The following is a 26,836-nucleotide window of genomic DNA, read 5'->3' on the forward strand; positions in this document are numbered from 1 at the left end:
TGACTCAAATCACTAAAGAATTCTAGGAGTTACCTCTATGGCAGCTAAAGACGTCAAGTTCGGCGATAGCGCACGCGCTCGCATGGTGGAAGGCGTTAACCTTCTTGCCGACGCAGTCAAGATCACCCTCGGCCCCAAGGGTCGCAACGTTGTTCTGGATCGCTCGTATGGCGCTCCGACCGTCACCAAGGACGGTGTCTCCGTCGCCAAGGAAATCGAACTCAAGGACAAGTTCGCCAACATGGGCGCCCAAATGCTCAAGGAAGTCGCCTCCAAGACTTCCGACATCGCCGGTGACGGCACGACCACCGCGACCGTTCTGGCCCAGTCGATCGTCCGTGAAGGCATGAAGTTCGTCGCCGCCGGCATGAATCCGATGGATCTCAAGCGCGGCATCGATAAGGCCGTAACGGCAACCGTCGAGGAACTGAAGAACCTCTCCAAGCCCTGCTCGACCAACAAGGAAATCGCCCAGGTCGGTGCAATCTCGGCCAACGCTGATGTCGACATCGGGGACATCATCGCCAGAGCCATGGACAAGGTCGGCAAGGAAGGAGTGATCACTGTCGAAGACGGCAAGTCGCTGAACAATGAGCTTGATGTGGTCGAGGGCATGCAGTTTGACCGCGGCTACCTGAGCCCCTATTTCATCAACAACAACGAAAAGCAGAACGCCATCCTCGAGAGCCCGTATGTGCTGATCTTCGACAAAAAGATCTCCAACATCCGTGACCTGCTGCCGATTCTCGAACAGGTTGCCAAAGCCAGCCGTCCGCTGCTCATCGTCGCCGAAGACGTCGACGGTGAAGCCCTCGCCACGCTGGTGGTCAATAACATCCGCGGCATCCTGAAAACCTGTGCCGTCAAGGCGCCTGGCTTCGGCGACCGTCGCAAAGCCATGCTCGAAGACATCGCCATCCTGACCGGTGGCCAGGTGATTGCCGAAGAAGTCGGCCTGACACTCGAGAAGGCAACCCTGGAAGAACTCGGTCAAGCCAAGCGCATCGAAATCGGCAAGGAAGACACGACGATCATCGATGGCGCCGGCGCTTCGACCAGCATCGAAGCTCGCGTCAAGCAGATCCGTGCGCAGATCGAGACCGCGACCAGCGACTACGACAAGGAAAAGCTGCAGGAACGTGTCGCCAAGCTCGCTGGCGGTGTTGCCCTGATCAAGGTCGGTGCGGCCACCGAAGTGGAAATGAAAGAGAAGAAGGCGCGCGTCGAAGATGCGCTGCACGCCACTCGCGCGGCCGTTGAAGAAGGCATCGTTCCCGGTGGTGGCGTCGCGCTGTTGCGCGCTCGCAGCGCGCTGGCTTCGGTCAAGAGCGATAACCACGACCAGGAAGCCGGTATCAAGATCGTGCTGCGCGCCCTCGAGCAACCGCTGCGTGAAATCGTCGCCAACGCGGGCGAAGAGCCTTCCGTCGTGGTCAACGCAGTCCTTCAGGGCACCGGCAACTTTGGCTACAACGCTGCCACGGGTGAGTATGGCGACCTGGTTGAAATGGGCGTCCTCGACCCGACCAAGGTAACCCGCACCGCGCTGCAGAACGCCGCTTCGATCGCCGGCCTGATGCTGACCACTGACTGTATGGTCGCCGAACTGGCTGAAGAGAAGCCGGCCATGGGCGGCATGGGTGGCGGCATGGGTGGCATGGGTGGCATGGGTGGCATGGGTGGCATGGACATGTAAGTTCTGGCCGAGCTTGACCGCTCAACAAAAAACCCCGCTTTGGCGGGGTTTTTTTTCTCCGTGCATCCCCTGTTGGGAATTTACCGCGTCGCAATCCCCGTAGAACTCGCGGGCTGAATGACCTACCCGGCTGCAACTCGCCTGCGTGGAGAACACACTACTTGGTACCTGCTATCGACACCGGCAATTGGCTCAGCAAGACAACGCGTCAGCCGACAGCGAGCGCGCTGCCCTCCTCTCCTCTATCGGGACCGACAGCCGAGAAAGGAGCCCTGCCGGCGCACCGCCCTCACCCGAGTCCATGCCTACGACTTAGCGCTCCTTGCTATCCAGCGCTGCCTTGTTGATATCGATCTTGTAGCGCGAGCGCAAACCGGCGAGATAGGCGGCGAAATCCTCCTGGCCAAGAATGGTGCTGTATTCGCGCTGGAGAGCGTCACGGCGCTGTTTATCGACCGTTGCCGGCTGCCCCACCTTGATGATCTTATAGAGCGCGTAGGTCCCGCCAGCGACTTCGGCTCCGACATAGGCTGGCAAGCTGTGAGCGTTCGCCCGGAAGATCGCCTGCAGAGCCGCTGCCGGCAACTGCTGTCCTTCCAGCCGCGAGACGCTCTTGACCGGGCCCCAGTCAGCCTTGCTCTCGGCGCCCGCCTGCAGAGCTCTAAGCCTGTTCTCACCCGCCTGACGGGCGAGCGCTGCCGCTTCTTGCGCCTTCAGAGTGGCTTCGATATCTACCTTCACCTCGGCAAAAGGCCTGCTGCTCGCGGCTTGATAGGCTGCTACGCGGGCCGACAGCAGCACGTTCGGTGCGACTTCGATGGCTTCCGTGTTGCGCTTGTTCTTTAGCGAATCAGCCGAAAACAGGGCCGTCAGAACTTTCTGGTTACCGAGCTGACCCAGAGTGGCCAGCGCTTGCGGATTCGGATCGCGCGGCAACCAGCCGGAATGCTGAATCTGCAGGTCGAATTTCTCGACCACCGGCTGCAAACTGTCAGGCTGCTCATAGACCATGTTACTGAACGCCTCGGCGGCTTCGGCGAACTGCCGAGACGCTGTCTGGCGCTTCAGTTCGTCTTCGAGCTCGGGGCGCACTTCCGTCAGAGGGCGTTGAGCACCCACTTTCGTTGCCGTAAGCTTGATGATGTGAAAGCCGAACTCCGAGCGCACGACACCAGAGATTTCGCCTTCCTGCAGTTTGAAAACCGATTCTTCGAAGGGCTTGACCATCATTCCGCGACCAAAGAAACCGAGATCGCCTCCCTTTTCCGCAGACCCCGGATCCTGCGAATACTGCTTGGCCAGTTCGGCAAACTTGTCCGGCGCCTCCTGAAGTTCCCGGCGAATGCCATCCGCCTTGGCTTTGGCTTTCTCCTCGTCCTGATTTCCATCGACCAGAATCAGAATGTGGCTGGCCCGGCGCTCTTCGGCCCGCTGGTATCTATCCTTGTGGCTTTCGTACCAGGCGCTCACTTCAGCATCGCTGACCGTCAGCTTATCCATCAGTGCTTGCAGAGACAAAACGACGTAATCCGCCTTCGCCTGCTCGGCGATTTCAAAACGTTTCGGATTCTCCTGGTAGTACTTCTCGACCGCCGCAGTATCGATTCTTACCTGGCCAGCGAACTGCTCCGGGGAGAAACGCAGCTCGGTGACCTGGCGCTCCTCGGATTGAATGCGCAGCATCTCGTCGGTCATCGCACTACCAACGATGCCGGTATCGCCAATCGCTGCCACCAACTGCTGCAAGGTGAGGTCCTGACGCAGCTGCGCCTCGAACTGTGGCTGCGACATTCCCTGCGCCGCCAGCGCGGCCTGATAGCGAGCCATCGAGAACTGCCCGTCTTCCTGCAAAGCCGGAATCTTGCTGATCACCTCGCGCAGCGCGTTGTCGCCGGCAACAAGCCGCCCCTTGGCAGCTTCGAGCAGCAAGAGACGTTGGTCCACCAGCGCGTTCAAGACTGACAGACGTGCTTCCGGCGTATTCAGCGCCGCCGCGTCAAACGCTTCGCCCATTGCCTGCCGCAGGCGATCCTGCTGCACGCGCCATGCCTGGTCAAACTGTTGCATGGTGATCTTGGAGTCCCCGACGCTGGCCAGATCCGTGCCTGCGCCGGTATCGCGAACGTACGAGTCGATACCCCAGAAAGCAAATGGCAAGGTGATCAGGGCAAGAAATACCTGGACGACTCTCTTGTTGTTGCGAACGGCATCGAAGATCATGGCTGTGGCCCGCTAACTCATTGAAATATTGTCGAGAAAACAAAAAAGGCGAACTTTCGTTCGCCCTCTTGGCAATGGCGGAGTGGACGGGACTCGAACCCGCGACCCCCGGCGTGACAGGCCGGTATTCTAACCAACTGAACTACCACTCCCAATCGCTGCAGAACCCCCTGCTGGTGGTGGGTGCTGACGGGCTCGAACCGCCGACATCCAGCTTGTAAGGCTAGCGCTCTACCAACTGAGCTAAGCACCCGTCGTATGATCCAAGCAAAGAAGCGCGAGTTTATCGCATCCATCGCCACTTGGCCAGACCACATTGCTGAGGGCGCAGCGCTTGCGCGCCGGGTCAGGAAGGCAGGAGAGGCACAGAAAGAACCGACCTCCAGCTCTCCCGCCCGGCGTCCGCGTCGACTCAGTGCGTGAGCACCGCCTGCACGGACGGAGTCGTGCCTTCGGATGCCGTTCCGGCGACCGCCGGCGTTGGCGTCGGTGCCGCCTCGCCGGACAACGGCTCCGGCTTGCGCTCGAGCGCGTGCGCCAGGACCTGGTCGATCCACCTGACCGGGATGATCTCCAGCTTGTTCTTGATGTTGTCCGGGATCTCGGCCAAGTCCCTGACGTTTTCCTCGGGGATCAGGACCCGCGCCAGGCCGCCGCGGACCGCTGCCAGGAGCTTCTCCTTGAGACCGCCGATCGGCAGGACCTCGCCGCGCAGAGTGATCTCGCCGGTCATCGCCACATCGCAACACACCGGAATACCGGTGAGCACCGAAACCAGCGCCGTACAGATCCCGACGCCGGCCGATGGGCCGTCCTTGGGAATTGCGCCTTCCGGCAGATGAATGTGGATGTCGCTCTTCTGATAGAAGTCGTGATCGATCCCCAGCGATCCGGCGCGCTTCCGCACCACCGATACCGCCGCCTGCACCGACTCCTGCATCACCTCACCAAGCTTGCCGGTGGTCGTCGTCTTGCCCTTGCCGGGCAAAACCACCGACTCGATGGTAAGCAATTCGCCACCAACTTCGGTCCACGCCAATCCAGTCACCTGGCCAACCTGATTCTCACGCTCGGCCACGCCGTAGTTGAAGCGTCGAACGCCGAGGAACTTGTCGAGGTTACGCGCGGTGACGGCAACTTTCTGCTGACTCCTTCTGAGCAGCAGTGTCTTCACCACCTTGCGACAAATCTTCGAAATGTCGCGCTCGAGCGATCGCACCCCCGCTTCACGCGTGTAGTAGCGAACGATGTCACGTAGCGCGCTCTCGGCGACGGTCAACTCGCCGGTGCGCAGCCCATTGTTCTTGATCTGCTTGGGTAGCAGGTAACGCTGCGCAATGTTGACCTTCTCATCCTCGGTGTAACCTGACAGCCGGATCACTTCCATGCGATCCAGCAAGGGCGCCGGAATGTTCAGGGTGTTGGCCGTAGCGACGAACATCACTTCCGACAGGTCGTACTCGACCTCGACATAGTGATCGACGAAAGTCGAATTCTGCTCAGGATCGAGCACCTCGAGCAGCGCCGAACTCGGATCACCGCGGAAATCCTGCCCCATCTTGTCGACTTCGTCGAGCAGGAAAAGCGGGTTCTTGACGCCGATCTTGCTCATGTTCTGCAGGATTTTGCCCGGCATCGAGCCGATATAGGTCCGCCGATGGCCGCGGATTTCAGCCTCGTCGCGAACGCCACCGAGACTCATGCGCACGAATTTACGGCCTGTTGCCCGCGCTATCGACTGCCCGAGCGACGTCTTGCCCACGCCGGGAGGCCCAACCAGGCAGAGAATCGGCGCCTTGAGGCGGTCGACCCGCTGCTGTACGGCGAGATACTCGATGATCCGTTCCTTGACCTTTTCGAGGCCCCAGTGATCGGTGTCGAGTATCTTTCCCGCTGCCGCCAGATCCTTGCTGGTCCGCGTCCGTTTGCGCCACGGCAGCCCGATCAGCGTTTCGATGAAGTTACGTACCACCGTTGCTTCGGCCGACATCGGCGACATCAGCTTGAGCTTCCTGAGCTCGGACTGCGCCTTGGCGAGCCCTTCCTTGCCCATTCCGGCAAGCTTGACCTTCGTCTCAAGGTCCTCCATGTCGGCGCCTTCTTCACCCTCGCCGAGTTCCTTCTGGATCGCCTTGACCTGCTCGTTGAGGTAATACTCGCGCTGACTCTTTTCCATCTGGCGCTTGACGCGCCCGCGGATCCGCTTCTCGACCTGCAGGATATCGATCTCCGCCTCGAGTTGCGTCAGCAGCCGCTCGATGCGCGCGCGGATATCGAACATCTCGAGCACTTCCTGCTTCTGCTCGAGCTTCAGCGGCAGGTGCGCAGCAATGGTGTCGGCCAGGCGACCAGCCTCCTCAATGCCGGCGATGGAGGTCAGAATCTCCGGCGGAATCTTCTTGTTGAGTTTGACGTATTGGTCGAATTGAGCGATCACGGCACGGCGCAGCGCCTCAACCTCATGGTTGACGCCGTCATCGGCGACCACCGAGCGCGAGCTCGCGAAGAACATCTCGTCGCGCGATTCAATGGCCTCCAGGCGCGCGCGCTGGGCGCCTTCGACCAGCACCTTGACGGTCCCGTCGGGAAGTTTCAGCATCTGCAGAATATTGGCCACGCAGCCAATGTCGTACAGGTCGTCGGCTTCCGGTTCGTCCTTGACCGCGGACTTCTGGGCAACCAGCAGGATACTCTTGCCGGCCTCCATCGCCACTTCCAGAGCCTTTATCGACTTCGGCCGCCCGACGAAGAGCGGAATCACCATGTGCGGAAAAACCACCACGTCGCGCAAAGGCAACAGCGGCAGTTCGACTGGCTGGGTAGCCAACTTCGGGGTTGCAGACATCGATTATGCCCTTCAGGTTGAGGTTCGTGCCTTCAGATGGTGGCGCGAACCCGAATTTCAAGCCGCAGGCCGCGGCCAGGACATCAGTTGCCGCCAGAAACCTTGGGTTGACCCGCATAAATGAGGATTGGCTGAGCATCGCCGACGATGGCATTCTCGTCGATAACGACCTCTGAGACATTGTCCATACCGGGAAGTTCGTACATCGTATCGAGCAGAACGGACTCGAGAATCGAGCGCAGACCACGCGCGCCGGTCTTCCTTTGCAGGGCTTTTTTGGCGATCGCCATCATCGCTGCCGGGCGGATTTCGAGCCCTACGCCTTCCATTGCGAAGAGCTTCTGATACTGCTTGACCAGCGCGTTCTTGGGCTCGACGAGAATCTCCACCAGCGCTGCCGCCGACAGCTCCTCGAGCGTGGCAACGACCGGCAGGCGACCAATCAACTCGGGAATCAGACCGAACTTGATCAAGTCCTCCGGCTCGACGCTGCGCAGCACCTCGCCGATTGCCTTCTTGTTGTCCTTGCTCTTCACCTCGGCGCCAAAGCCGATGCCGCCGCGCTCCGAACGGTCACGGATGACCTTTTCGAGCCCGTCGAATGCGCCGCCACAGACAAACAGGATGTTCGTCGTGTCGACCTGCACGAAGTCCTGGTTCGGATGCTTGCGCCCACCCTGTGGCGGCACCGAAGCCACCGTGCCTTCGATCAGCTTGAGCAGCGCCTGCTGCACGCCTTCTCCGGACACGTCGCGGGTAATCGACGGATTGTCCGACTTGCGCGAAATCTTGTCGATTTCGTCGATGTAGACGATGCCACGCTGCGCCTTATCGGTGTCGTAATCGGCCTTTTGCAGTAGCTTCTGAATGATGTTCTCGACGTCCTCACCGACGTAGCCGGCCTCGGTCAGTGTCGTCGCATCAGCCATCACGAACGGCACGTCAAGCATCCGCGCCAGAGTCTGCGCGAGCAAGGTCTTGCCCGACCCGGTTGGACCGATGAGCAGGATGTTGCTCTTGGCAAGCTCGACGTCGTCGTTGTTCTTGCCGTGATGACGCAGGCGTTTATAGTGGTTGTAGACGGCCACCGAGAGTATGCGCTTGGCCTGGTCCTGACCGATCACGTACTGATCAAGGAGAGCCGCGATTTCCTTCGGGGTCGGCAGTTCGCCATCGGTGCCCTTGCCACCTTGCTCACCGGCAATCTCATCGCGGACAATGTCGTTGCAGAGTTCTATACACTCGTCACAGATGAACACTGACGGCCCGGCAATCAGCTTCTTTACTTCATGTTGACTCTTGCCACAGAACGAGCAGTAGAGCAGTTTCTCACTGCCACTTTTCTTTTCTGACATCTCGACCTACCTCACTGTCAATCCATGTGGACACGGTTGGACACGGCCCGGAGCGAGCTCAAGCCCCCTCCCGATTGGCCAGCACCTTGTCGATCAGACCATATTCTGCCGCTTCCTGCGCCGAAAGGAAATTATCACGGTCCGTGTCGCGTTCAATGCGCTCGATGGCCTGGCCGCTGTGGTGTGCCATCAACTCGTTGAGTTTGGCGCGCAGCGCGAGGATTTCCTTGGCGTGAATCGCAATATCCGAAGCCTGCCCCTGGAAACCGCCCATCGGCTGGTGAATCATCACCCGCGAATTCGGCAAGGCGAAGCGTTTGCCGTGCGCGCCAGCGGTCAGCAGAAACGCCCCCATCGAGCACGCCTGTCCCATGCACAGGGTAGACACTTCCGGCTTGATGAACTGCATGGTGTCGTAGATCGACAAGCCAGCGGACACCGAACCACCCGGTGAATTGATGTAGAAATGGATATCCTTGTCGGGATTCTCCGCCTCCAGAAAAAGCAGCTGCGCCACCACCAGATTGGCGGTCACATCATTCACCGGTCCGACCAGGAAGATGACGCGCTCCTTGAGCAAGCGCGAGTAGATGTCGTAAGCGCGCTCGCCACGACCACTCTGCTCGATCACCATCGGGACCAGGCCCAGCGCCTGCGGATCCCAGTTGATGCCGTGGTCAATTCTCATTTCGGCTCCTCCGCTTCGAGAGTTCTGCGTTTTCAGGACGGCTGCCCCATCAATTCGGCGAAGGCGACCGGCTTGTCGACCACTGTCACGGCGGCCATCATCCAGGCCACCACATTGGCTTCGATGGCCGCACTCTCGAAGTCCCCCAGGCGCTCGCGTTGCGCATAGTACCAGCGGACGACTTCCTCCGGATGTTCGTAACTCTGCGCGGCATCCTCGACCAGCGCCCGCACCTGCTCCGGCTTCGCCTGCAGTTCGTTCTGCTTGACGATCTCGGCAAGCAGCAGACCGAGCCGGACCCGGCGCGTCGCCTGATCGACGAACCATTCGCGCTGCATCGGCAGATCCTTGACCTTCATTCCCCGCTGTTCCATGTCCTGGCGGGCCAGTTCCTTCAGACGCTCTATCTCGCGATCGACCAGCGCTCCCGGCACGTCGACCGGATGCGCCTCGAGCAGAGAATCCATCACCTGTCCAGTAATCCTCGCCTGCAGGCGCTTCTTCACCTCGCGCTTGAGATTGGCCTCGATTTCCGCCCGCATCTTGACCAGGTCGCCATCTTCCACGCCGAGCGCCTTGGCGAAGTCAGCATCGACTTCCGGTAGAAGCGGTTCGCCGACTTCCTTGACCGTGACCTCGAAGGTCACCGTCTGACCGGCCAGTTCCGTGGAGAAATACTCGCTCGGAAAAGTCATTTCGAAGGACTTGCTTTCGCCCGGGCTGGTACCGATCACGGCATTCTCGAAGTCAGCCAACATCTTGCCTTCGCCGAGAACAAACTGATAATCCTGGCCTTGCCCGCCCTGAAAAGGCACGCCATCTTTCTTGCCGAGAAAGTCGATGCTCACCCGGTCGCCGCTTGCCGCCGCGCGATCAACGGGCTCAAAGCGTACCCGCTGTTTGCGCAGGATTTCGATCGTGCCGTCGACCTCGGTCGGGCCAACGTCAAGGACCGGACGCTCTACCTCCATATCCGCCAGCTTCTTGACGGTGATCTCCGGAAAGACCTCGAAGACGGCCGAGAACTCCATGTGCGTCGTGCTGTCGCCGTTCCTGCCCTCGATCTTCGGGCTGCCGGCAACACGCAACTGCTGCTTCGTCACCTCCTCGCTGAACAGGCTCCCGAGCGCCTCGCTAAGCGCATCATGGCGCGCCTGGTCGCCGTATTGCTGGCGAATAATACTGGCCGGCACCTTGCCGGGGCGAAAGCCGGGCATCTTCATGTTCTTGCCGAGGCGCTTCAGACGCTGATCGACTTCCTTGTCGAGGTCGGCGAGAGCGATCGACAGGTCAAGACGACGCTCAAGCGGGTTTACGGCTGCTGGTGTGGCGGCGGCGCCGGTATCGGCGACTGCGTCAGTGTCAGTGTTAGCGGCGTTCGTTTCCATTAAGAATCCTTGTGATACGTGCTGAAAGGTGTATGTTTCCTGGCTCGGCCGAAAGAACCCTCGCCTTCGGACAATGCGACTCTGAGCTGCCAGACCGAAGATGCAGAAACCATTCTGCCTTTACGTCAACGCTCAGCAACAGGAGCGTTGACGATGCAAGCGGTCTCGATGAGTGTTCGCCAATCCCCGCAGCGGACGAATACGCCATCGGGAAAGTGCCCTCACTTCGGTTTCGCATTCGCGCCCGCGCTGTCACTCCACCGCGTCGCATACGAAAAGCACAAGATTCTACAGCAATAATTAAAGGGTCGAAACCTGTGGCGTGCTGGCGGGGGCAGTGGAAGAGCTGCGGAGCAGGCGGGGCACCAGGTGGATGATCCCCGGACGGCGACTACCCGAGGCGAGTACACAAGACGGCAAGCGACTCCCCGCCGTCAACGACCCTCGCCACGTCCCGGCTTCTCCCGGAGAGGCTTTTCCTGATTAAGCGGCTCCTGGCGATTGTAGAAACGCAGCCCCTCCTGTTCGAACTTTTTCTCCCATTGGTCAAATGGCTGCGCCGGCGGTGGCTTCGGCTTCTCGATCGGCCGCGACTCGGGCAGCGGCATCGGCCTTGGTCGGTACACGGACCCATAGCCTGGAGCGAAACCTGGCGCGTAGCCAGGCCCTTGCCACGGCCGCTGATAGCCGCCAGAAGCATAGCGCAGGATGAAAGTCACCGGCGCTGCCGTTTCCATCACCGCGCCGTTGCGGTCGACGATCGTCGCATCAAGTTGGTGGCGCTGATTGGCTGGCGGCGGCACATCGCCCCAGAACTCGGGAGGAATAGTGAATTCGCTGGCGGTAAAGCGTTGCCCGACCGGCTGGCCGTTGATGCTGACCATGATCGCGTGCCCGGCGCCAAGTTGCAGCGCCGGCTCGACGGCGACGCGCACGTCGAAGAGCGCGGTATTGGCAAGGACGCTGCCATTGTCCTCTGGCGAGACGATGCGGAAGCTGTGATAAGCGGGTCCTCCGGGCGTCGGCCTGGCGGGCTCGTCCGGTCTCCGCCCGACGCTCGTGTCGCCGATCGGCACCGGCTCAACGACGTTGATCGGCGGCAAGGTCAGCGATTTGCCGCCCGGCTGCGGCTTGTCCGAATACACCGTACTGCCGGCGCCGCGGCTGACGAAGATCTCTTGCTCCCCGGCCAGCGAAGGAAGCGCCGAGAGCAGGCCGAGCGTCACTGCCACGACGAGGACGGCCAGTAAGTGACGAGGCTGCAGGCAAGCGTGGGTCGGCTGGCAAGGGTGCCAGTCGATCACTGCGCCTTGCGTAGCAGTTACCGGGAGCGTGGGCTGTGGCATCGGGAAATCGTCGCGTGGCCGAAAGACGCACTCAGTATCGACCCACCGTGCGGGTCTGGCAAGATTCCCTCGCCTGTTCGAGCCACCACCATCGTCCATCACCTACTTGGCCAACGACCAGCCAACTTTAGGAGCCCGACTCATCGGGCGAAGACGACCTCACACCGCGTCCCCGCAACGTCCCATGCGCCTGCTGGGCAGCAGCAAGGGGAGAAAGAACGCCGCCGAGCAAAGAGCCAGGCCGTAGAGGTTGGTGCCGAGCAGGACGGCGTATTTTCCGTCGCCGATCGCCCAGCTCGCCGGGATCAGCTGCGTGGCCTGCAGGATGCCGAGCAGCATCCCACTCCAGAAAGCGAGATGGAAGGACAGCGGCGAGTAGCCGACCCAGCGCGAGAAGAGGAAGATCGGCGCCAGGCCGATGACCATCGTGCCGCTGATCGTCGTCGCCTTGAGGATGTCCGTGCCGGCGAGCAGTGGCAGGTTGCCGAGCAGCGCAAAGACGACCATCGTCAGCGCGCCGACACGTACCGCGCGCGGCAGTGGCCGGCGTCCGGCGAGCATCGGCAACTCCTGGGCGACCGACTTCGACAGGGACGAGAAGGTCGAGTCGAGGGTCGAAGCGGCGGACGAGATCATCACCGCGATCATCGCGAAGAAGCCGGCGAAACCCAGGCCGCGTGCGACATCGGCGGGGACGTTGCTGCCCGCGGCGAGGCCTTCGAGACGAGCATGCACGCCGACCAGACTGAAGGCGACAATGCACACGAAACCAAGAACGCCGGCGACGATGAAGGCGCGCAACATGCTCTTCTCGTCCGAGATGAAGCCGCGATCGGTGAGCACCGGGTCGTGGAAAGGGTACGAGAAAACCTGCAGCAAGGCGACCAGCAGCAGGTCGACGCCACCGGCGAGCGTGAAGCTGCCTTCGCTCAACAGCTGCGTCGGCGTGTGCGCCGGCAGCACGATGGCCACGACGACACCCAGGAAGAGCAGGAAAACGACGGCCTGGACGACGTCGGTGAAGATCGAACTGCGCAGGCCGCCCTTCAGACTGTAGAAGAGCACCACGGCGGTGAACAGCAGTGCGGCGCCGACGAACGCCGCCGACCCCGACTCGCCGTAGTAGCCGCCGACGACGGCGGTATTGCTCCACACCTCGTTGAACAGGCGAACGAGAATTGCCACCGAAAACGCCAGCGCAGCGCCGCGGCCATATTTTCCGACCAGAAACGAGACCAGACCAGTCGCGCCTTCGCGGGTACGCAGGCGGTAGATGACCACCCCGGCGACCGGAATCGACAGCCAGTAGGCCGCGTAGGCCAGGCCACCGACGATTCCGTAGGTGGCGCCTAGGTTGGCCGCGTTGGTCACCGACTTGGCGAAGATCCAGCTGATGAAAACGCTCATCATCAAGGCCCACTCCGAAGGCGCGCGCCCCTGCGCGTCGTGTCCACGGAAAAAGCCGGCGGCGTCGCTGCTCCGCGGCGAGATCAGGTACATCACTGCACCGAACAGAAGCAGGAAACCCCAGAAGAATAGTCCGTGCAGCTCGTTCATCTTGTTGTTCTCGCGTTGAAGGGAGTAGAAGGGTGGTTTTCGCCGATGGCAATGCTACTGTCGTCCCTTGCCGGCGATGGCTTACAGTCGAGCCAAGGTATTTTCTTGCGACAACCAGAGTGATGAGTTCATCCACCCGATGCTGAAGCGGCGCACAATCCCCTGGCCGCGCCTGTTGGCCGTGGCCCTGTTTCTCGCCGTGCTCTTCGCCGGCTTCGAGCTATCCGGGCTGCGCGACCACTTCAGCCTGCAATTCCTGCGCGACCAATTCCTCCACAACAAGCTCAGCGGACTGCTGATCTTTGTCGCCCTGTTTGCGCTCGGCAATCTGATTCAGATTCCGGGGTGGATTTTCCTCGCCGCCGCGGTGCTTGCACTCGGCCGCGTCTGGGGCGGCGCGCTCACTTACCTTGCCGCGTGCCTGTCGTGTGCGCTCACCTTCCTCAGTATCCGCCTGCTCGGCGGCGATGCCTTGCGGCAATTGAACAGCCGCATCGCGAACCGTTTGCTGGCGCAGCTCGATGCCCGCCCGATCCGCAGCATGGTCTTCCTGCGAGTGCTGTTCCAGACCGTGCCGGCGCTCAACTACGCGCTGGCCCTGTCGGGAGTGCGCTTTCATGAGTACATGATCGCCACACTTCTCGGCCTGCCCTTGCCGATTGCCCTCTACTGCCTGTTCTTCGACTTCCTGGCCCACCTGTTGCGGCTGAGCTAAGCGTCCCGGCCTTCGCCTTCACTCGCCGCCCTGGCCGCCCTCATCGCCCTGATCGCACGCGCTGGCGTCTGCTCGAGCACCGCCAGCAGGGCCTGGATCACGCGTGGCGAAAAGAGCATCGCCAGGTGGCCTACGCCGTTGATCGTCTGGCTCTGCGCGCCCGGCAGTTCCAGCCTTTCCGCCGGCAGGACGAAGTTATCGTGCGGACTGTAGATGGCCACCGTGACGACCGCCGCCGGCGGACTGGCCAGCGCCTGCAGCCAGGTGCTGTTCGGCCTCATCTGGCGGCCGTTGGCGCCGAAGCCGAGGCGCGCCAGCTCGCTGCCCTGATGCGGCGTACCGAGGGTCACCAGGCGGGCGACGCGCGCCTCACCGTAGCGCTGCAGGTAGGCACGTGAAACCAGCCCGCCCATGCTGTGGCCGACCAGGATCAGGCGTTCGGCACCCGTCGCAGCGAGAACGGCGTCGACACGGCGAGCGACCGGATCGACGTAGTTGTCGATGCTCGTGTAGATCGGTTCGAGACTGATCGTCGCCACCGTCCAGCCGGCGGCCTCGAGGTGCGCACGCAGCCACCACCAAGCACCGCGCGAACAACCATAACCGTGAATCAGCAACACCGGTAGCTGACGGTCATCGCCTTCACCCACTGGCGCGGGCAGCGGCCGCAGGCGATCGTCGCCCATCCACCAGCGCTCGAAGGGAAACAGGATCAGGAAGCTGAAGACGAAGCTGAGATACTCGCCAAGCACCATCCGTATCACCTCGGCGATCGTCAGCCGCGGTGGCGGTGGTGAATGCGGGGAGGCTGAAAAATGCGGCGGACACTCCGCCTGCTCCCCCTGTACGGTCTGCGCCGGCGGCGAACGATGGACCCAGGCATAGCCGTAGGTCGCCGCGATGATCAGCGCGCGCAACGCAAGCATGGAGAGCAGCGCGAGCGGGACGGCGGCGGCCAACGAGGCGTCGCACACGCTCATCGCCAGGATGACGTAGAGCGTTATTTCCAGCGCATGCGAGAGGCGAAGGGCGCGTGCGAGCATGGCAGTATGGACTCCTTCAGGGGATGGCGGGAAGCGGCTGGCCCGACAGCTCGGCGGCCAGCAAGCTGGCATTGCGTGCGACCAGGCCGTAGATCGAAAGCTGCGGATTGACGCCCAGGCTGGTCGGAAAAACCGAACCGTCGAGCACCGACAGATTATCGAGCCAAAAGTGTCGCCCGCGGTGGTCGACGACGCCGCGATGCGGTGCATCGGCCATTCCACACCCACCCATCACGTGCGCGCTGACCACCCGGCAAAGGAAAGGCCTCAGCGGCAGCTCGGCGATCCCTTTCCGCGCCGCGGCCCAGCTCGTATAACCCGGCGCCGTCTCGTGCACCGGCGTCACCCAGCGCGCGCCGGCGGCAAACTGAATCTCGGCCATGGCCAGCAAGGCCCGACGTGCCGCCTCCCAGATCACCTCGCCGAGCGGGTAGTCGAGCACCGGCAGGCGGCCAGCGCCGAGGCGGACGCGGCCGCCGCGGCTTGCGGGGTTGAAGCCGTCGCGCAACAGCGCCAGGACGACGTTAACCTTGGTGAAATCGCCCATCAGACGGGCGTGCGCCTCGCCGTAGCCCTGCAGCGTCGTCGCATAAAGGACCGGATGCAGCGGTGGCGTTTCGAGCTTGAAACCCAGCGCGCCGTCGATCGGCGCCTGGTGCAGAAAGTGATCGCTGTAGATCGACTGTGGTGCGCCGGCGTAGGCGTCGACGCGATCGTCCATCAGTGCCGAGGAAATCACCACCGGGTGCAGGAAAGTACGCTTGCCGAGCAGGCGGTAGGGATCGGGAACGCTGCTGCGCATGAGCAGCGCCGGGCTGCCGATGGCGCCGCCGGCAACGACGAAGTGGCGGGCACGAAAACGCACCTGCCGGCCGGAAAGGTGGATGCCGTCAGGCTGCAGCGCGCTGCAGTCGAGCGCCGAAACCTGGCTGCCGGCGAAGCGCAGACGCTCGGCGCGCAGCCGGGTATAAAGCGTCGCGCCACGGTTCAACGCTGCAGGAATGGTGGTCAGCAACATCGACTGCTTGGCGTTGGTCGGGCAACCCATACCGCAATAACCAAGGTTCCAGCAGCCCTTGACGTTGCGCTTGATGCTGCCGACGGCAATACCGAGCTTCTCGGCACCGGCAGCGAGAACCTTGTTGTTCGCGTTCGGCGGCGTATCCCAGGGACGCACCCACAACTTGTGCTCCATGACCGCGAACCACGAGCTCATCGACTCGGCGCTCAGCTCTTGCAGCCCGAAGTGGCGCTGCCAGAAGGCGAAGACTTCGGGCGGGGTGCGGAAACTGCTGGTCCAATTGACCGTTGTCGAACCGCCGACGCAGCGCCCCTGCAGGATGTTGATGGCCTTGTCGGCGGTCTTGCGCGCTGCTGATTCCTGGTACAACTCGGGGTAGGCGTCGCTTTCGAGCATCTTGAAATCGCTCGACGAGCGTAGCGGCCCCTCTTCGACGAGGACGACGCGCAGGCCGGTGGCGCTGAGCAGGTCGGCGGTGACCCCGCCGCCGGCACCGGTGCCGACGATCACCACATCGACATCGATCGTCTGGCTGTGCGCCAGAGCCGACGCGTCGACGTGTTTCCAGCCGGCGGCAAGCCCGACCCTGATCGGATCTTCCATCAGAAATACCCTTGCGGGGGGCCCGGATAACCGATTGCCTCCCAGGTGTCTGGACGGCCGTACCAGGCGCCGTAGGTGAGATCGTGCAATGCGCCGTAGGCGCCCTGCAGCAGGTCAAGACGGCTGTCCCGCCAGGACTGCAGGAATTCGCCGACGTCGCTGACGCTCGCTTCGCGCCACGGCTTGCCGACGCCGGCAAGCACCATGCGGGCCGGCGCAATTGCCAGCAGCCCGAAAAGCTCGCCGATCTCGGTCTGGCTGGCGGCGGAAAGACCGGCCACTGCCGTCGCGATGCCATCGACCGTCTGCGCCACCAGTGGCCGCCGCTGCGTGCTCTGCGCTGGCAGGACGCCGTCGAGCATGGCGTCGACCACCGCGCCGAGCATCTCGCGCTCGGCTGCGCTGAAACGCCGCGCCCCGGCGGCGTTGAGCCAACCCGAGAAAGACAGCAGCAGGCTGCCCGCCAGGCCGGTGTGGATGAACTGCCGACGCCCGAAGTTCATCGCATGATGATCCGCGTCAGGAGCTTGAACACCCTGCCGTATGGCGGATTGAAAAGACCGATGCCGGACAGCCGCGACTGCCGGAAGACGCCCTTCTTGGCCGAGAAGGTCTCGAACCCCTCGAAGCCGTGATAGCGGCCCATGCCGCTGGCGCCGACGCCGCCGAACGGCAGGTCGTCCTGAGCAATGTGCAGAATCGTATCGTTGATCGTCACGCCACCCGAAACCGTTTCATTGAGCACCCGGTCGATGCGCTCGGCGTTGCTGTCGAAGTAGTACAGGGCCAGCGGTCGCGGCCGCTGGTTCACGAAAGCGATCGCCTCGTCGAGATGCCGGTACGACCGAATCGGCAGCAGCGGCCCGAAGATCTCCTCCTGCATGACCGCCTGTGTGTCGCCGACGCCGAGCAGCGCCAGCGGCGGCAAGCGGCGCGTCGCCGGGTCGGCGGCAGCGCCCGGCGCCAGCTCGACGACTCTTGCGCCGCTCGCCCTGGCTTCGTCGACGTAGGCGCAGAGGCGAGCGTAGTGACGCTGGTCGATGATCGTCGAGTAATCGCTGTTGGTCGCCAGCTGCGGATAGGCGCGGGCCACGAAAGCGCGGGCGCAGTCGATGAACGCCTGCTCGTCGCCGGCAGGCAGCAGCAGGTAGTCGGGCGCGATACACGTCTGGCCGGCGTTCATGCACTTGCCGATCAGGATGCGCTCGACGGCGCGCGCGAAGTCCTTGCCCGCCGCCAGCCCTGGACCGATGATCGCCGGCGACTTGCCGCCGAGTTCGAGCGTCACCGGCGTCAGCGTGTCGGCCGCAGCGCGCATGACGTGGTGACCGACTGCCGTCGACCCGGTGAACAGGAGGTGATCGAAAGGCAGCTGCGAAAACGCCTGCGCGACGCTGGCGTCACCTTCGACCACCGACAGCTCGTCGCTGGCGAAGGTCCTGGCGACCAGCGTGGCGAACAGGGCAGCGGTGTTCGGCGACATCTCGGACATCTTGACCAGAGCCCGGTTGCCGGCAGCCAGCGCTGCGGCGAGCGGCGCGACGGCCAGGAAAATGGGGTAATTCCACGGCACCATGATACCCACGACGCCAAGCGGCTGATAGCGGACTTCGGCCCGCCCCGGCTGGAACCACAGCGACACCGCGCGCCGCTGCGGGCGCATCCAGCGCTGCAGATGGCGACGCGCGTGACGAATCGCTTCGTAACTCGGAAACAGCTCAAGGAGGCGCGTTTCGGCCGGCGAGCGGTAACCAAAGTCGCGACTGACGGCTTCGGCAATCGCTCCCGCGTTGTCGCGCAGCAGCCGATCGAGAGCGACGAGACGGCGTTCGCGCAGCGCGCGATCCGGATTCGGGTCGCTGCGTGCCGCGCGCTGCTGCATGGCAAAGCGCTCGGCCAACCCATCGGACAACAACTCGGAATGAGACATCAGGAACTCCTTGCTGAACTTGCTTCCAAGACAAAGTGTATGTTGCGCCTGTGCTTCCCGTTAGGCGAAGCCCTCTAAACAACCTGCGTGCGGCCGGGCATAATTCCCGCCATGGACGATTCGACCGCCGCCATCGAGAAACGGCAATGCGCCGAAGCGCTGCGCCGACACCTGAAAGCGGCGAAACACCTGCGCCAGCAGGCCAACTTCGACCCGGCGGCGGCGCGCGCGCGCCTGTACCTGCGCGAATGGCAAGCCGGTCGCCTGGCACGCACCCATGCCGAGCTGCTCGCCAGCGCACGCTTCGGCCCCGCCGCCCAGTTTTTCATCTCCGATCTCTACGGGCCAAAGGATTTCAGCAGCCGCGACGAGGAAGTCGAGCGCATTCTGCCCTTGCTGATCAAGATGCTGCCAGCGTCGGCGTTGCGCACCGTCGCGCTGGCTGTCGAACTCGACGCCCTGACCGAAGAACTCGACTCGGCAATGGTCGCCGAACTGTGCCGCGCCGGGCGGATCGAGCAGATCAACGAAGTCGGCTACGCCATGGCCTACCGCGGCGTAGCCTGCCGGGCCGAGCGCCAGCGCCAGATTGTGCTGATTCGCGAAACCGGCGAGGCGCTCGACAGACTGGCCGCTAAACCACTGCTGAGCAGTCTCCTCAAGATGATGCGGCGCCCCGCACAACTCGCCGGACTAGGCGACCTGCACCAGTTCCTTGAACGTGGCTTCAATGCCTTCCGTGGCATGGGCTCGGCAAGCGACTTCCTGGCGTCGATCGAGACCAAGGAGCAGAAACTCCTGAGGCGCCTTTTTGACGGAGTAGCCGATCCCTTTCTCACCTAGGCGCGCGCCGGAAGCCACCTCTGGCCGCAAGATAAACAGCGCTGTTTATCTTTTTATCAAAAGGTTAAACGCTTTCCTTCGTTCCTTACTTTAATTTATCGGCCGATTTCTTACACGCCGTCACACAGTGAAACAGAGAGCACACAGACCCTGAGCAGTGCTGCCGATAGTATTCGTCCGTCGCCGTGGTGTTCCTCCTCCCCCTCCCCTCGTTGGGAATGCCGCGGCGGCAGCAGCACAGGCCCGCCCACCCCCCTTGGCGGGCCTTTTTTTGCCCGTCGTCAACATCCGGCGTAACTGCCCCCACCGCGCCGGCGTAGCATGTACCGGAACGTGCCAGGACTGGCCGGCTCGCCGCCAACACCTTACAATGCCTGGGCTGCCTGGCTGGGTCGGCTGGGTACAATGCACAGGCTGCGCAGAGAACGCACAGATCGCTGACCGAAGGCATCCACAAGGATTTCGATGAAAATCAACGAACAACAATCCGCGTACCGAGCGCCTCTGGCAGGTCCCCCGACGAGCGTCTTCGGCAGACTGATGACGATTGCTGCCGGCGTCCTGGTGCTGGTTGTCGCTTTCATGTTCTCGATCCTCGCTCTCGGCGTCGTGCTGGTGGTCGGCGTGCTCGTCTTCGCCTACCTCAAGTGGAAGACACGCCACCTGCCCCAGGACTTGCGCGACCTGCACCAGCGCATGCAGGAGGAGGCCAGTCGGCAGGGCGGCTATCAGACGCCGCAGGCCGGTGGACGGGTGATCGAGGGCGAAGTCATCAGCGATGCCGAGTACCAGGCCAGCACAACGCCCGACCAGCAGTCCGGCAGCGAACAGGGCCGCGCCACGGGGCGCCCGCCCCCCGCCGGCGAGCGCTGAGCTTCCCCCCGTATCTGCCAGACTCGCAGCCTGCAGTGGCGCTGCCGCGTGCCGCGGGCGGTGTCCGTCGGCCCGCCGCGCTTCGCGGCCGCAGGCTTCCTTTCCAGCCCTCAAAGATCACACACCAGCCATGAAAATCACCTGCCTCGCCTTTTCCATGGCGCTGATGACCAGCGCCGTCGCCGCCCAGGAAAGCGATCCAAGCGACCGCTTCAGCGCGTGCATGAAAACCTTGCGCGCCGTCGCCTCGTCGAAAAGGGGCATCTCGACGGTCTCCTTCGAGCGCCTGACGAGCCGCCTGTCGCCCGACCTCAGCGTGCTCGAATTTCTCGACTATCAACCCGAGTTCCGCTCGCCGATCTGGGACTACCTCTCCGGCCTGGTCGACGACGAGCGCGTCGCCGACGGACTCGAAATGCGCAGCAAATGGGCTGACACGCTGGCCATGGCCAGCGAGCGCTACCAGGTCGATCCGGCGACGATCGTCGCCGTATGGGGCGTCGAGAGCAACTATGGACGCAACTTCGGTAGCCGCCCGCTGCTCACTTCGCTGGGCACGCTGTCCTGCTTCGGACGGCGCCAGGCGTACTTCAGCGGCGAGTTCCTGAGTGCGCTGAAGATCCTCGACTCCGGCGACATCGAGCCGGAGCAGCTGGTCGGCTCGTGGGCAGGCGCCTTTGGCCATACCCAGTTCATGCCGTCGACCTTCCTGCGCCTGGCGGTCGATGGCGACGGCGACGGCAAGCGCGACCTGATGGGCAATGTCCCCGACGCGCTCGCCTCGACGGCCAACTTCCTGCACAAGGGCGGTTGGCGCGAGGGCCAGCCCTGGGGCTACGAGGTCCTGCTGCCGACCGGCTTCGACAGCAGCGTTTCCGGTCGCCGCGAAAAGCGTCCGCTCAGCTACTGGACGACGCGCGGCGTCCGCCGTGCCGACGGACAGCCGCTCGCCGCTGCCGATACCGCCGCCGGACTGCTCCTGCCAGCCGGCCCGGAGGGCCCGGCCTTCCTGGTGTTCCGCAACTTCGACGTGATCTACGGCTACAACGCGGCCGAAAGCTACGCGCTGGCCATCGCCCACCTCGCCGATCGGATCAGGGGTGGCAAGGGCTTCGTCACCGCCTGGCCGACCGATGACCTCGGCCTTTCGCGCCTCGAACGTCGCGAGTTGCAGACCCTGCTGCTTGGCCGCGGACACGCGATCGGCGAGGTCGACGGGATGATCGGCGCCAAGTCGCGCGACGCGATCAAGATCGAGCAGCAACGCCTGGGCATGACTGCCGATGGTCGCGCCGGACAGAAGCTGCTGACCAGCTTGCGGGCCAGCGCGGCGGGCAGGTAGCCGCCGGACGCCGAGGCTGATCGATGCTGCGCGTTGCCGACCTCGCCAAGCAGCACAGCCGGGCCAGCCGGCCGCTGTTCAGCGCTCTCGGCTTCACCATCGCCGCCGGCGAAATCGTGGCGCTGGTCGGCGAGTCCGGCGTCGGCAAGAGCACCCTGCTCAACTGCATCGCCGGACTCGAAACGGCCGACCGCGGTTCGATCGCCATCGGCCCCCACGCGCTCGACATCGTCGCCCTCGACGAGACGGCGCGCGCGGCCTTGCGCGCACGCAGCATCGGCTTCGTTTTCCAGGCCTTTCACATCCTGCCGACGCTGACCGTGGCGCAGAACATTGCCGTGCCGCTGCTGCTCTGCGGATTGCCTGCCGGCGAGCATGCAGCGCGCACGCGCGCGCTGCTCGAGCGCGTCGGCCTGGCGAGCTTCGGTCCGCGCTGGCCAGCGTCACTGTCGGGCGGCGAATTGCAGCGGGTGGCCATCGCCCGCGCGCTCGTCCACCATCCGGCGCTGGTCCTGGCCGACGAGCCGACCGGCAACCTCGACCCGCGCACCGCAGGCGAGGTCCTTGCCCTGCTCCTCGAACGCGTCCGCGAGCAGCACACCAGCGCGCTGGTCGTCACCCACTCGCAGCACGTCGCGCAATGCTGCGACCGCATCCTGACACTGACCCCCGACGGGCTCCTGGAATGAGTGCAGCGAGGACACGATGCAGGCGCTGAGCAGGCTCTCGTGGTGGCTGATCCGCGCCCAGTTCACGACACGGCGCGCGGCGACGCTGCTCTCGATGCTCGCCGTCGCGCTCGGCGTCGCGCTCGGCTACGCAATTCATCTGATCAACGACGCCGCGCTCGCCGACTTCGCCAGGGCGATGAAGAGCGTCCAGGGCGACCCCGATGCGGTGATCGCCGCGCGCGACAGCGCCGGCAGCGTGCCTCTCGCGACGCTCAACGCGATCGCGCGCGACCCGGCGGTACTGGTCATCGCTGCGGTCATCGAAACGCGCGTACGCATCGACAACGCGCGCACCCCGGTCACCTTGATCGGCATCGACGTCTTCAGCGCCGCAGCGGTCATGCCCGACCTGCTGCCACGACACAACGAGCAGGCGGCGGCGCCGAACCTCTTCAACGGCGGCGTCTATGCCTCGCCGGCGCTGCTCGCCAAACTTGCCCAACGCGCGCCAGACAGCGACTCGGGCGCGCGCCCGGGCCGCACGCTGACCCTGGTGCGCGGCGAGCAGCAGTGGCCGGCGACGCTTGCCGGCGACCTGCCGGCGGCGCGTCCGGATGACCTGCTGCTGGTCGCCGACATTGCCTGGGTGCAGGAGCGCTTCGGCCCGGTCGACGCGGTCAGCGAAGGCCGCGTTCGCCTGGCGCCGGATAGCGACCTGGCGACCTGGCGCAAGAAGTGGGCGCAGCAACTCCCGGCGGGTCTTTTGATCCGCGTTGCCGACGACGACAGCGCACGCGTCTCCAACCTCTCGCGCGCCTATCGCGTCAACCTCAACGTCCTGGCGCTCGTCGCCCTGCTCACCGGCGCCTTCCTGGTCTTTGCCACGCAGCTGACCTCCGTCGCGCAACGCTCGACCCAGTTCGCCCTGCTCGGCGTCCTCGGCCTGTCACCGCGCATGCGCCTGCTGCAGGTCCTGCTCGAAGGATTGGCGATCGGCGTACCGGGGGCGCTGCTCGGACTCGGCCTCGGCTACGCGCTGGCCGTCGCCTTCACGCGCTTGCTCGGCGGCGATCTCGGCGGCGGCTACTTCGCCGGCAGCGCACCACTGATCATTCCCCTGCCGGCACCGGCCCTCGTCTTCCTGGCGCTGGGCTGCCTCGCCAGCCTGGCCGGCGCGAGCTACCCGGCGTACCTGAACCGCATGCAGCCGCTCGCCCAGGCGCTGAAAACCGGCTTTGCGCAGCAGTCGCACGCCGACACGGCGCGCGCCAGACTGCCGCGGCTGCGCCTGCCCCTGTCCCTGGCGCTGGCCGCGTTGGCGCTGGCGCAATTGCCGCCGCTCTTCGCACTGCCGCTCGCCGGCTATGCGGCGATCGCGCTGGTTCTGGTCGCGGGCATCGCCAGCGCACCGCTGCTGACGCAACTTCTTTTCGGCTGGCTCAGCGCGCAAGCGCTGCCCGCACCGCAACGCATCGCCCTGCAGAACGTCGCGCAGGCGCCGCTGATGGCCCAGGTCGCCGCCAGCGGGCTGATCGTCAGCTTCGCGCTGACTGCCAGCATGGTGATCATGGTCTCCAGCTTCCGCGTCGCCGTCGACCAATGGCTCGATCACGTCCTGCCGGCGCCGCTCTACCTGCGCAGCAAGGCGACACCGCTGCCGCAGGACCTGCTCGCTGCCCTGGCACAGCCCGATGCGCCGTTCACCAGGGTCGAGCGCATGGCCAACGCTTCGCTGATCATCGACCCGCAGCGACCCCAGGTCGCGCTGCTGGTCCGCGAAATCGATCGCCGCGACCCGGCCGCACGACTGCCGGTCACCGGGCCGCTGCTCGCGCCGCCGGCCACCATTCCCGCCGTCTGGATCAGCGAACCGATGGCCGAAATCTATCGCCTGGCACCCGGCCAAACGCTGCGCCTGCCACTGCTGGGACGCGAGATCGAAGTTTTCATCGGCGGCGTCTGGCGCGACTACGGCCGGCAATTCGGCGCAGTGGTCATCAGCCGCCACGATTATCAGCAACTCGGCGGCGACTTCCAGCCGACCGACCTGGCGTTGTGGCCGCGGCCCGGAGAAGAAGCGCATGCCAGCGCCTGGCTGGCGCCGTGGGCTGACCAGTACGGATTGGAAGTCGCCGACAGCGCCGAGATTCGCCGCTTGAGCCTGTCGATCTTCGACAAGAGCTTCGCCGTGACCTACGCGCTCGAAGCGGCGGCGATGCTGATCGGGCTGTTCGGACTGGCGGTGACGCTGGCCGCCAGTGTCTGGCTGCGCGCGCGCGAGCTGGCGACGCTCGGCGCGCTGGGGTTCGACCGCCGCATGCTGAGCCGCGCGGTCATGCTCGAAGGCGCGCTGATCGCCACCGTCGGCGTGCTGATCGGCCTCGCCTGCGGCGTCGGTATCGGCGCCATCCTGACCCACGTCGTCAATCCGCAAGCCTTTCACTGGCGAATGGCGCTGGCCATTCCCTGGGCAGCGCTCGTTACCGGCGCGGCGATTACCCTGGCGGCGGCGGTACTCGCCAGTCGCCACGCGGCGCGTCAGGCGACGCGCCTGCCGGTCGCGCAGGTCCTGGCCAGCGCGCAGTAGGCGAAAGGAGAGCGAACAGTGCGCCGCCGCAGCTTCCTGTGCACTCCCCTGCTGCTGCCGACGCTGACGCTCGCGGCGCCCGCGCGAGCGCCAGTCACCTACGCGCCGGTCACCCCCGGCATCAAACTCGCTTTCCCGCGTGACCACGGCGCACATCCCGATTTCCGCACCGAATGGTGGTACGTCACCGGCGCACTCGACGTACCGCAGGCCGACATTGGTTTTCAGCTGACCTTCTTTCGCAGCCGTCCGGGCAACGCCGAAGACCTGCAATCGCCGCTCGCTGCGCGCCAGATCCTGTTCGCCCACGCCGCTCTGACGCTCCCCGGCGAGGGTCTGCTGCACAGCGAGCGCGCCGCGCGCGCCAATCTCGGTGCCGCGTTCTCGAGCAGCGACTGCGACATCCACATCGGCGCCTGGCGGATGAACCGCGAACAGCGCAGCACCGGCGAAGTCCTGCGCCTGCAAATGAACAGCCCGCAATTCTCGTACGACTTCACACTGACCCCATCGCAGCCGCTACTGCTGCAAGGCGATGGCGGCTATTCACGCAAGGGCCAGGCGGCGGCCCTGGCCAGCTACTACGTCAGCTGGCCGCAGCTGCAGGTCGCCGGCTCACTGCTCTTCGACGGCCAGCGCCGGGCGGCCAGCGGCCGCGCCTGGTTCGATCACGAGTGGTCGACAGCCATCCTCGGCGGCGACGCCGTCGGCTGGGACTGGGTGGGAATCAACCTCGACGACGGTGGCGCGCTGATGGCTTTCCGCATGCGCGATTCACAGGGCGCAACGCTTTTTGCGCACGCCGCCTGGCGCGATGCCGGTGGCCAGGTACGCCGGTTCGCTGCCAGCGAGGTCGCCTTCCACCCGCTGCGCCACTGGGCGTCGCCGCGCAGCGGCGCAAGCTACCCGGTGCAGATCGAAATACGACTCGGCGAGCTGACGCTGCGTACGCGACCGGTACTCGACGACCAGGAACTCTCGACCAGCCGGCCGGCGCCGGTGGTCTATTGGGAAGGCCTGGTCCGTCTCGAAGGCAGCCTCAGCGGCCGCGGCTACCTGGAAATGACCGGCTACGCCGGCCGCCTGCAACTGTAGGGGCTTGATCCTGCTCCAGCGCAGGTCCGCCATGTGGCCGCCGCCAGCCTCCCTCGGGCCCAAGGACGCACGCGGCGCCGCCGGATGCCGCCCACCGCGAGCAGGCCGCCGGCCCTCAGCGCCCAGCTGGCCGCTCGCGTCGAGCGCGGATCGACTGCTGAACGAAGGTTGAGCCGCCGAGACCGGTGTCGCCGAAGGCGAAAACGAACCAGTGGTTCGCCTTGGCCAGACCGCCAGGCCTGGTGGCCAGGAAATCGTTGTCGTTGCCGATCAACAGCGCAGGCATGGTCTACCCACTGATGGGCGCGTCATCACCACAGACCAGACCTTCGAGTTTTGCCGGAATCTGATCATTGCCGAAGCCCCTGGCGTTCAGCACCGCCTCCAGATCGAGGAACAGCGTGGGCGTGACCCGGGGATGTCGACTTACAGCACCTGTTTGACGCTGATGCTGGAATCATCACCCAGGCCCTTGCCGTTGCGCTCGAGCACCGGGAATTCATGGTTTTTCAGCGCGATGATCTCGCGGTTGCGGTTCTTGCCGTTGATCCGGTTATTCAAGGCGTACTCGTGAGTCATGCCGATAGCCTTGGCGTTGGTTCGCCCAGCGCGGATAAGGCCTACGCCACCGACGCCATCCTCGAACATCTCGACGCCAACGACAATGAAGCCGTGATTCCGCCCCGCAGCTGCCGCCTTGTCCAACGCCATTTGGACAACCATCTCTACAAGAACCGCAATATCGTCGAACGTTCCTCCCGCGCGATCAAGCAATTTCGCCGTGTCACTACTCGCTACGATAAGCACGCCGAACCCTTCTCAGCTTCGTCGCCCTCGCCGCTCCCATAATATGGCTGGCTTGAATGACAACACACTCTAGCAGCCTTACATGGTCGCCCCTTGGTTTGCCAAGCATTCAATTGGTGACGGTTTGAAGGGTAAAGATTGCAGCCATACATTCGGACTTTGATCGAGGCGATGCCTCTGTCCCTGATGGAATTCGCTGGTCGATGCCTCA

Annotated in this window: 21 protein-coding genes and 2 tRNA genes; 8 read left to right on the top strand and 15 right to left on the bottom strand. The window is 64.0% G+C overall.

Annotation, left to right across the window (positions count from 1 at the left end):
* Nucleotides 1–37 precede the first annotated feature (37 nt).
* On the top strand, nt 38–1,696 hold the full coding sequence (gene groL, locus QZ634_RS05560) for a chaperonin GroEL (protein WP_291986275.1): 1,659 nt from the start codon (nt 38–40) through the stop codon (nt 1,694–1,696).
* A 312-nt stretch (nt 1,697–2,008) separates the two neighbouring features.
* Here groL and QZ634_RS05565 read toward each other — a convergent pair whose 3' ends face one another.
* The 9 genes from QZ634_RS05565 to QZ634_RS05605 all read right to left on the bottom strand — a co-directional run bounded on the left by QZ634_RS05565 (nt 2,009) and on the right by QZ634_RS05605 (nt 13,095).
* On the bottom strand, nt 2,009–3,916 hold the full coding sequence (locus tag QZ634_RS05565; RefSeq protein WP_291986277.1) for a SurA N-terminal domain-containing protein: 1,908 nt from the start codon (nt 3,914–3,916) through the stop codon (nt 2,009–2,011).
* 75 nt (nt 3,917–3,991) lie between these two features.
* Nucleotides 3,992–4,068: transfer RNA gene (locus QZ634_RS05570), tRNA-Asp, on the bottom strand.
* Nucleotides 4,069–4,093: 25 nt separating this feature from the next.
* Nucleotides 4,094–4,169: transfer RNA gene (locus tag QZ634_RS05575), tRNA-Val, on the bottom strand.
* A gap of 159 nt (nt 4,170–4,328) precedes the next feature.
* Entirely contained in the window at nt 4,329–6,761 is a 2,433-nt protein-coding gene (gene lon, locus QZ634_RS05580) for an endopeptidase La (protein ID WP_291986279.1), read from the bottom strand.
* Between the two features lie 83 nt (nt 6,762–6,844).
* Entirely contained in the window at nt 6,845–8,116 is a 1,272-nt protein-coding gene (gene clpX, locus QZ634_RS05585) for an ATP-dependent Clp protease ATP-binding subunit ClpX (protein WP_291986281.1), read from the bottom strand.
* A gap of 58 nt (nt 8,117–8,174) precedes the next feature.
* Nucleotides 8,175–8,804 carry an ATP-dependent Clp endopeptidase proteolytic subunit ClpP gene (clpP, locus tag QZ634_RS05590; RefSeq protein ID WP_291986283.1) on the bottom strand — a complete coding sequence of 210 codons (630 nt, stop codon included), beginning with the start codon at nt 8,802–8,804 and terminating at the stop codon, nt 8,175–8,177.
* 32 nt (nt 8,805–8,836) lie between these two features.
* On the bottom strand, nt 8,837–10,192 hold the full coding sequence (tig, locus tag QZ634_RS05595; protein WP_291986285.1) for a trigger factor: 1,356 nt from the start codon (nt 10,190–10,192) through the stop codon (nt 8,837–8,839).
* 434 nt (nt 10,193–10,626) lie between these two features.
* Nucleotides 10,627–11,424 (bottom strand): hypothetical protein, encoded by a 798-nt coding sequence (locus QZ634_RS05600; protein WP_291986287.1) that lies wholly within the window; start codon nt 11,422–11,424, stop codon nt 10,627–10,629.
* 273 nt (nt 11,425–11,697) lie between these two features.
* Nucleotides 11,698–13,095: a sodium:solute symporter gene (locus QZ634_RS05605; protein ID WP_291986289.1), complete on the bottom strand. Its 1,398-nt coding sequence runs from the start codon at nt 13,093–13,095 to the stop codon at nt 11,698–11,700.
* Between the two features lie 76 nt (nt 13,096–13,171).
* Between QZ634_RS05605 and QZ634_RS05610 the strand changes: the two genes are divergently transcribed.
* Nucleotides 13,172–13,810 (top strand): VTT domain-containing protein, encoded by a 639-nt coding sequence (locus tag QZ634_RS05610; protein ID WP_366145358.1) that lies wholly within the window; start codon nt 13,172–13,174, stop codon nt 13,808–13,810.
* Here the strand turns inward: QZ634_RS05610 and QZ634_RS05615 are convergent.
* From QZ634_RS05615 to QZ634_RS05630, 4 genes are read right to left on the bottom strand one after another with little or no spacing between them, the layout of a single operon-like run.
* Nucleotides 13,807–14,853, bottom strand: coding sequence for an alpha/beta fold hydrolase (locus QZ634_RS05615; RefSeq protein ID WP_291986291.1), 1,047 nt, complete (start codon nt 14,851–14,853; stop codon nt 13,807–13,809). The two genes, QZ634_RS05610 and QZ634_RS05615, sit on opposite strands and share 4 nt — an antisense overlap.
* 16 nt (nt 14,854–14,869) lie before the next feature.
* The gene (locus QZ634_RS05620) at nt 14,870–16,477 is read right to left on the bottom strand and encodes a GMC family oxidoreductase (RefSeq protein ID WP_291986293.1); all 1,608 of its coding nucleotides are present in this window, start codon (nt 16,475–16,477) and stop codon (nt 14,870–14,872) included.
* Nucleotides 16,477–16,980 carry a hypothetical protein gene (locus QZ634_RS05625; RefSeq protein ID WP_291986295.1) on the bottom strand — a complete coding sequence of 168 codons (504 nt, stop codon included), beginning with the start codon at nt 16,978–16,980 and terminating at the stop codon, nt 16,477–16,479. Before QZ634_RS05625 ends, QZ634_RS05620 begins: the two co-directional genes overlap by 1 nt.
* Nucleotides 16,977–18,407: a coniferyl aldehyde dehydrogenase gene (locus QZ634_RS05630; protein ID WP_291986297.1), complete on the bottom strand. Its 1,431-nt coding sequence runs from the start codon at nt 18,405–18,407 to the stop codon at nt 16,977–16,979. The genes QZ634_RS05625 and QZ634_RS05630 overlap by 4 nt, the downstream gene beginning before the upstream one ends.
* A gap of 111 nt (nt 18,408–18,518) precedes the next feature.
* Between QZ634_RS05630 and QZ634_RS05635 the strand changes: the two genes are divergently transcribed.
* The 6 genes from QZ634_RS05635 (at nt 18,519) to QZ634_RS05660 (ending at nt 25,818) form a co-directional block, all read left to right on the top strand.
* On the top strand, nt 18,519–19,250 hold the full coding sequence (locus QZ634_RS05635; protein WP_291986300.1) for a hypothetical protein: 732 nt from the start codon (nt 18,519–18,521) through the stop codon (nt 19,248–19,250).
* Nucleotides 19,251–19,715: 465 nt separating this feature from the next.
* Nucleotides 19,716–20,123: a hypothetical protein gene (locus QZ634_RS05640; protein ID WP_291986302.1), complete on the top strand. Its 408-nt coding sequence runs from the start codon at nt 19,716–19,718 to the stop codon at nt 20,121–20,123.
* A gap of 130 nt (nt 20,124–20,253) precedes the next feature.
* Complete coding sequence (locus QZ634_RS05645; protein ID WP_291986304.1) at nt 20,254–21,465, top strand: lytic murein transglycosylase; 1,212 nt, start codon at nt 20,254–20,256, stop codon at nt 21,463–21,465.
* A gap of 23 nt (nt 21,466–21,488) precedes the next feature.
* Entirely contained in the window at nt 21,489–22,154 is a 666-nt protein-coding gene (locus QZ634_RS05650) for an ABC transporter ATP-binding protein (RefSeq protein ID WP_291986306.1), read from the top strand.
* Between the two features lie 16 nt (nt 22,155–22,170).
* Nucleotides 22,171–24,723 carry an ABC transporter permease gene (locus tag QZ634_RS05655; protein WP_291986308.1) on the top strand — a complete coding sequence of 851 codons (2,553 nt, stop codon included), beginning with the start codon at nt 22,171–22,173 and terminating at the stop codon, nt 24,721–24,723.
* An 18-nt stretch (nt 24,724–24,741) separates the two neighbouring features.
* Nucleotides 24,742–25,818 (top strand): lipocalin-like domain-containing protein, encoded by a 1,077-nt coding sequence (locus QZ634_RS05660; protein ID WP_291986310.1) that lies wholly within the window; start codon nt 24,742–24,744, stop codon nt 25,816–25,818.
* A gap of 115 nt (nt 25,819–25,933) precedes the next feature.
* On the opposite strand, the gene QZ634_RS05665 is transcribed toward QZ634_RS05660, so the two are convergent.
* Both QZ634_RS05665 and QZ634_RS05670 read right to left on the bottom strand, forming a co-directional pair.
* Entirely contained in the window at nt 25,934–26,104 is a 171-nt protein-coding gene (locus tag QZ634_RS05665; RefSeq protein WP_291986312.1) for a hypothetical protein, read from the bottom strand.
* A gap of 140 nt (nt 26,105–26,244) precedes the next feature.
* Nucleotides 26,245–26,625: a hypothetical protein gene (locus tag QZ634_RS05670; protein ID WP_291986314.1), complete on the bottom strand. Its 381-nt coding sequence runs from the start codon at nt 26,623–26,625 to the stop codon at nt 26,245–26,247.
* Between the last annotated feature and the right edge of the window lie 211 nt (nt 26,626–26,836).

The sequence above is a fragment of the Candidatus Accumulibacter sp. ACC007 genome (assembly GCF_907163205.1).
GTDB classification, from domain to species: Bacteria; Pseudomonadota; Gammaproteobacteria; order Burkholderiales; family Rhodocyclaceae; genus Accumulibacter; species Accumulibacter regalis.

Coding starts and splice junctions, on each gene's coding strand:
- QZ634_RS05620 (WP_291986293.1), bottom strand. CDS start 16,477: ATGGAAGATCCGATCAGGGTCGGGCTTGCCGCCGGCTGGAAACACGTC.
- groL (WP_291986275.1), top strand. CDS start 38: ATGGCAGCTAAAGACGTCAAGTTCGGCGATAGCGCACGCGCTCGCATG.
- clpX (WP_291986281.1), bottom strand. CDS start 8,116: ATGTCAGAAAAGAAAAGTGGCAGTGAGAAACTGCTCTACTGCTCGTTC.
- tig (WP_291986285.1), bottom strand. CDS start 10,192: ATGGAAACGAACGCCGCTAACACTGACACTGACGCAGTCGCCGATACC.
- lon (WP_291986279.1), bottom strand. CDS start 6,761: ATGTCTGCAACCCCGAAGTTGGCTACCCAGCCAGTCGAACTGCCGCTG.
- QZ634_RS05625 (WP_291986295.1), bottom strand. CDS start 16,980: ATGAACTTCGGGCGTCGGCAGTTCATCCACACCGGCCTGGCGGGCAGC.
- QZ634_RS05635 (WP_291986300.1), top strand. CDS start 18,519: ATGGACGATTCGACCGCCGCCATCGAGAAACGGCAATGCGCCGAAGCG.
- QZ634_RS05650 (WP_291986306.1), top strand. CDS start 21,489: ATGCTGCGCGTTGCCGACCTCGCCAAGCAGCACAGCCGGGCCAGCCGG.
- clpP (WP_291986283.1), bottom strand. CDS start 8,804: ATGAGAATTGACCACGGCATCAACTGGGATCCGCAGGCGCTGGGCCTG.
- QZ634_RS05640 (WP_291986302.1), top strand. CDS start 19,716: ATGAAAATCAACGAACAACAATCCGCGTACCGAGCGCCTCTGGCAGGT.
- QZ634_RS05655 (WP_291986308.1), top strand. CDS start 22,171: ATGCAGGCGCTGAGCAGGCTCTCGTGGTGGCTGATCCGCGCCCAGTTC.
- QZ634_RS05610 (WP_366145358.1), top strand. CDS start 13,172: ATGGCTTACAGTCGAGCCAAGGTATTTTCTTGCGACAACCAGAGTGAT.
- QZ634_RS05665 (WP_291986312.1), bottom strand. CDS start 26,104: ATGCCTGCGCTGTTGATCGGCAACGACAACGATTTCCTGGCCACCAGG.
- QZ634_RS05565 (WP_291986277.1), bottom strand. CDS start 3,916: ATGATCTTCGATGCCGTTCGCAACAACAAGAGAGTCGTCCAGGTATTT.
- QZ634_RS05645 (WP_291986304.1), top strand. CDS start 20,254: ATGAAAATCACCTGCCTCGCCTTTTCCATGGCGCTGATGACCAGCGCC.
- QZ634_RS05630 (WP_291986297.1), bottom strand. CDS start 18,407: ATGTCTCATTCCGAGTTGTTGTCCGATGGGTTGGCCGAGCGCTTTGCC.
- QZ634_RS05615 (WP_291986291.1), bottom strand. CDS start 14,853: ATGCTCGCACGCGCCCTTCGCCTCTCGCATGCGCTGGAAATAACGCTC.
- QZ634_RS05605 (WP_291986289.1), bottom strand. CDS start 13,095: ATGAACGAGCTGCACGGACTATTCTTCTGGGGTTTCCTGCTTCTGTTC.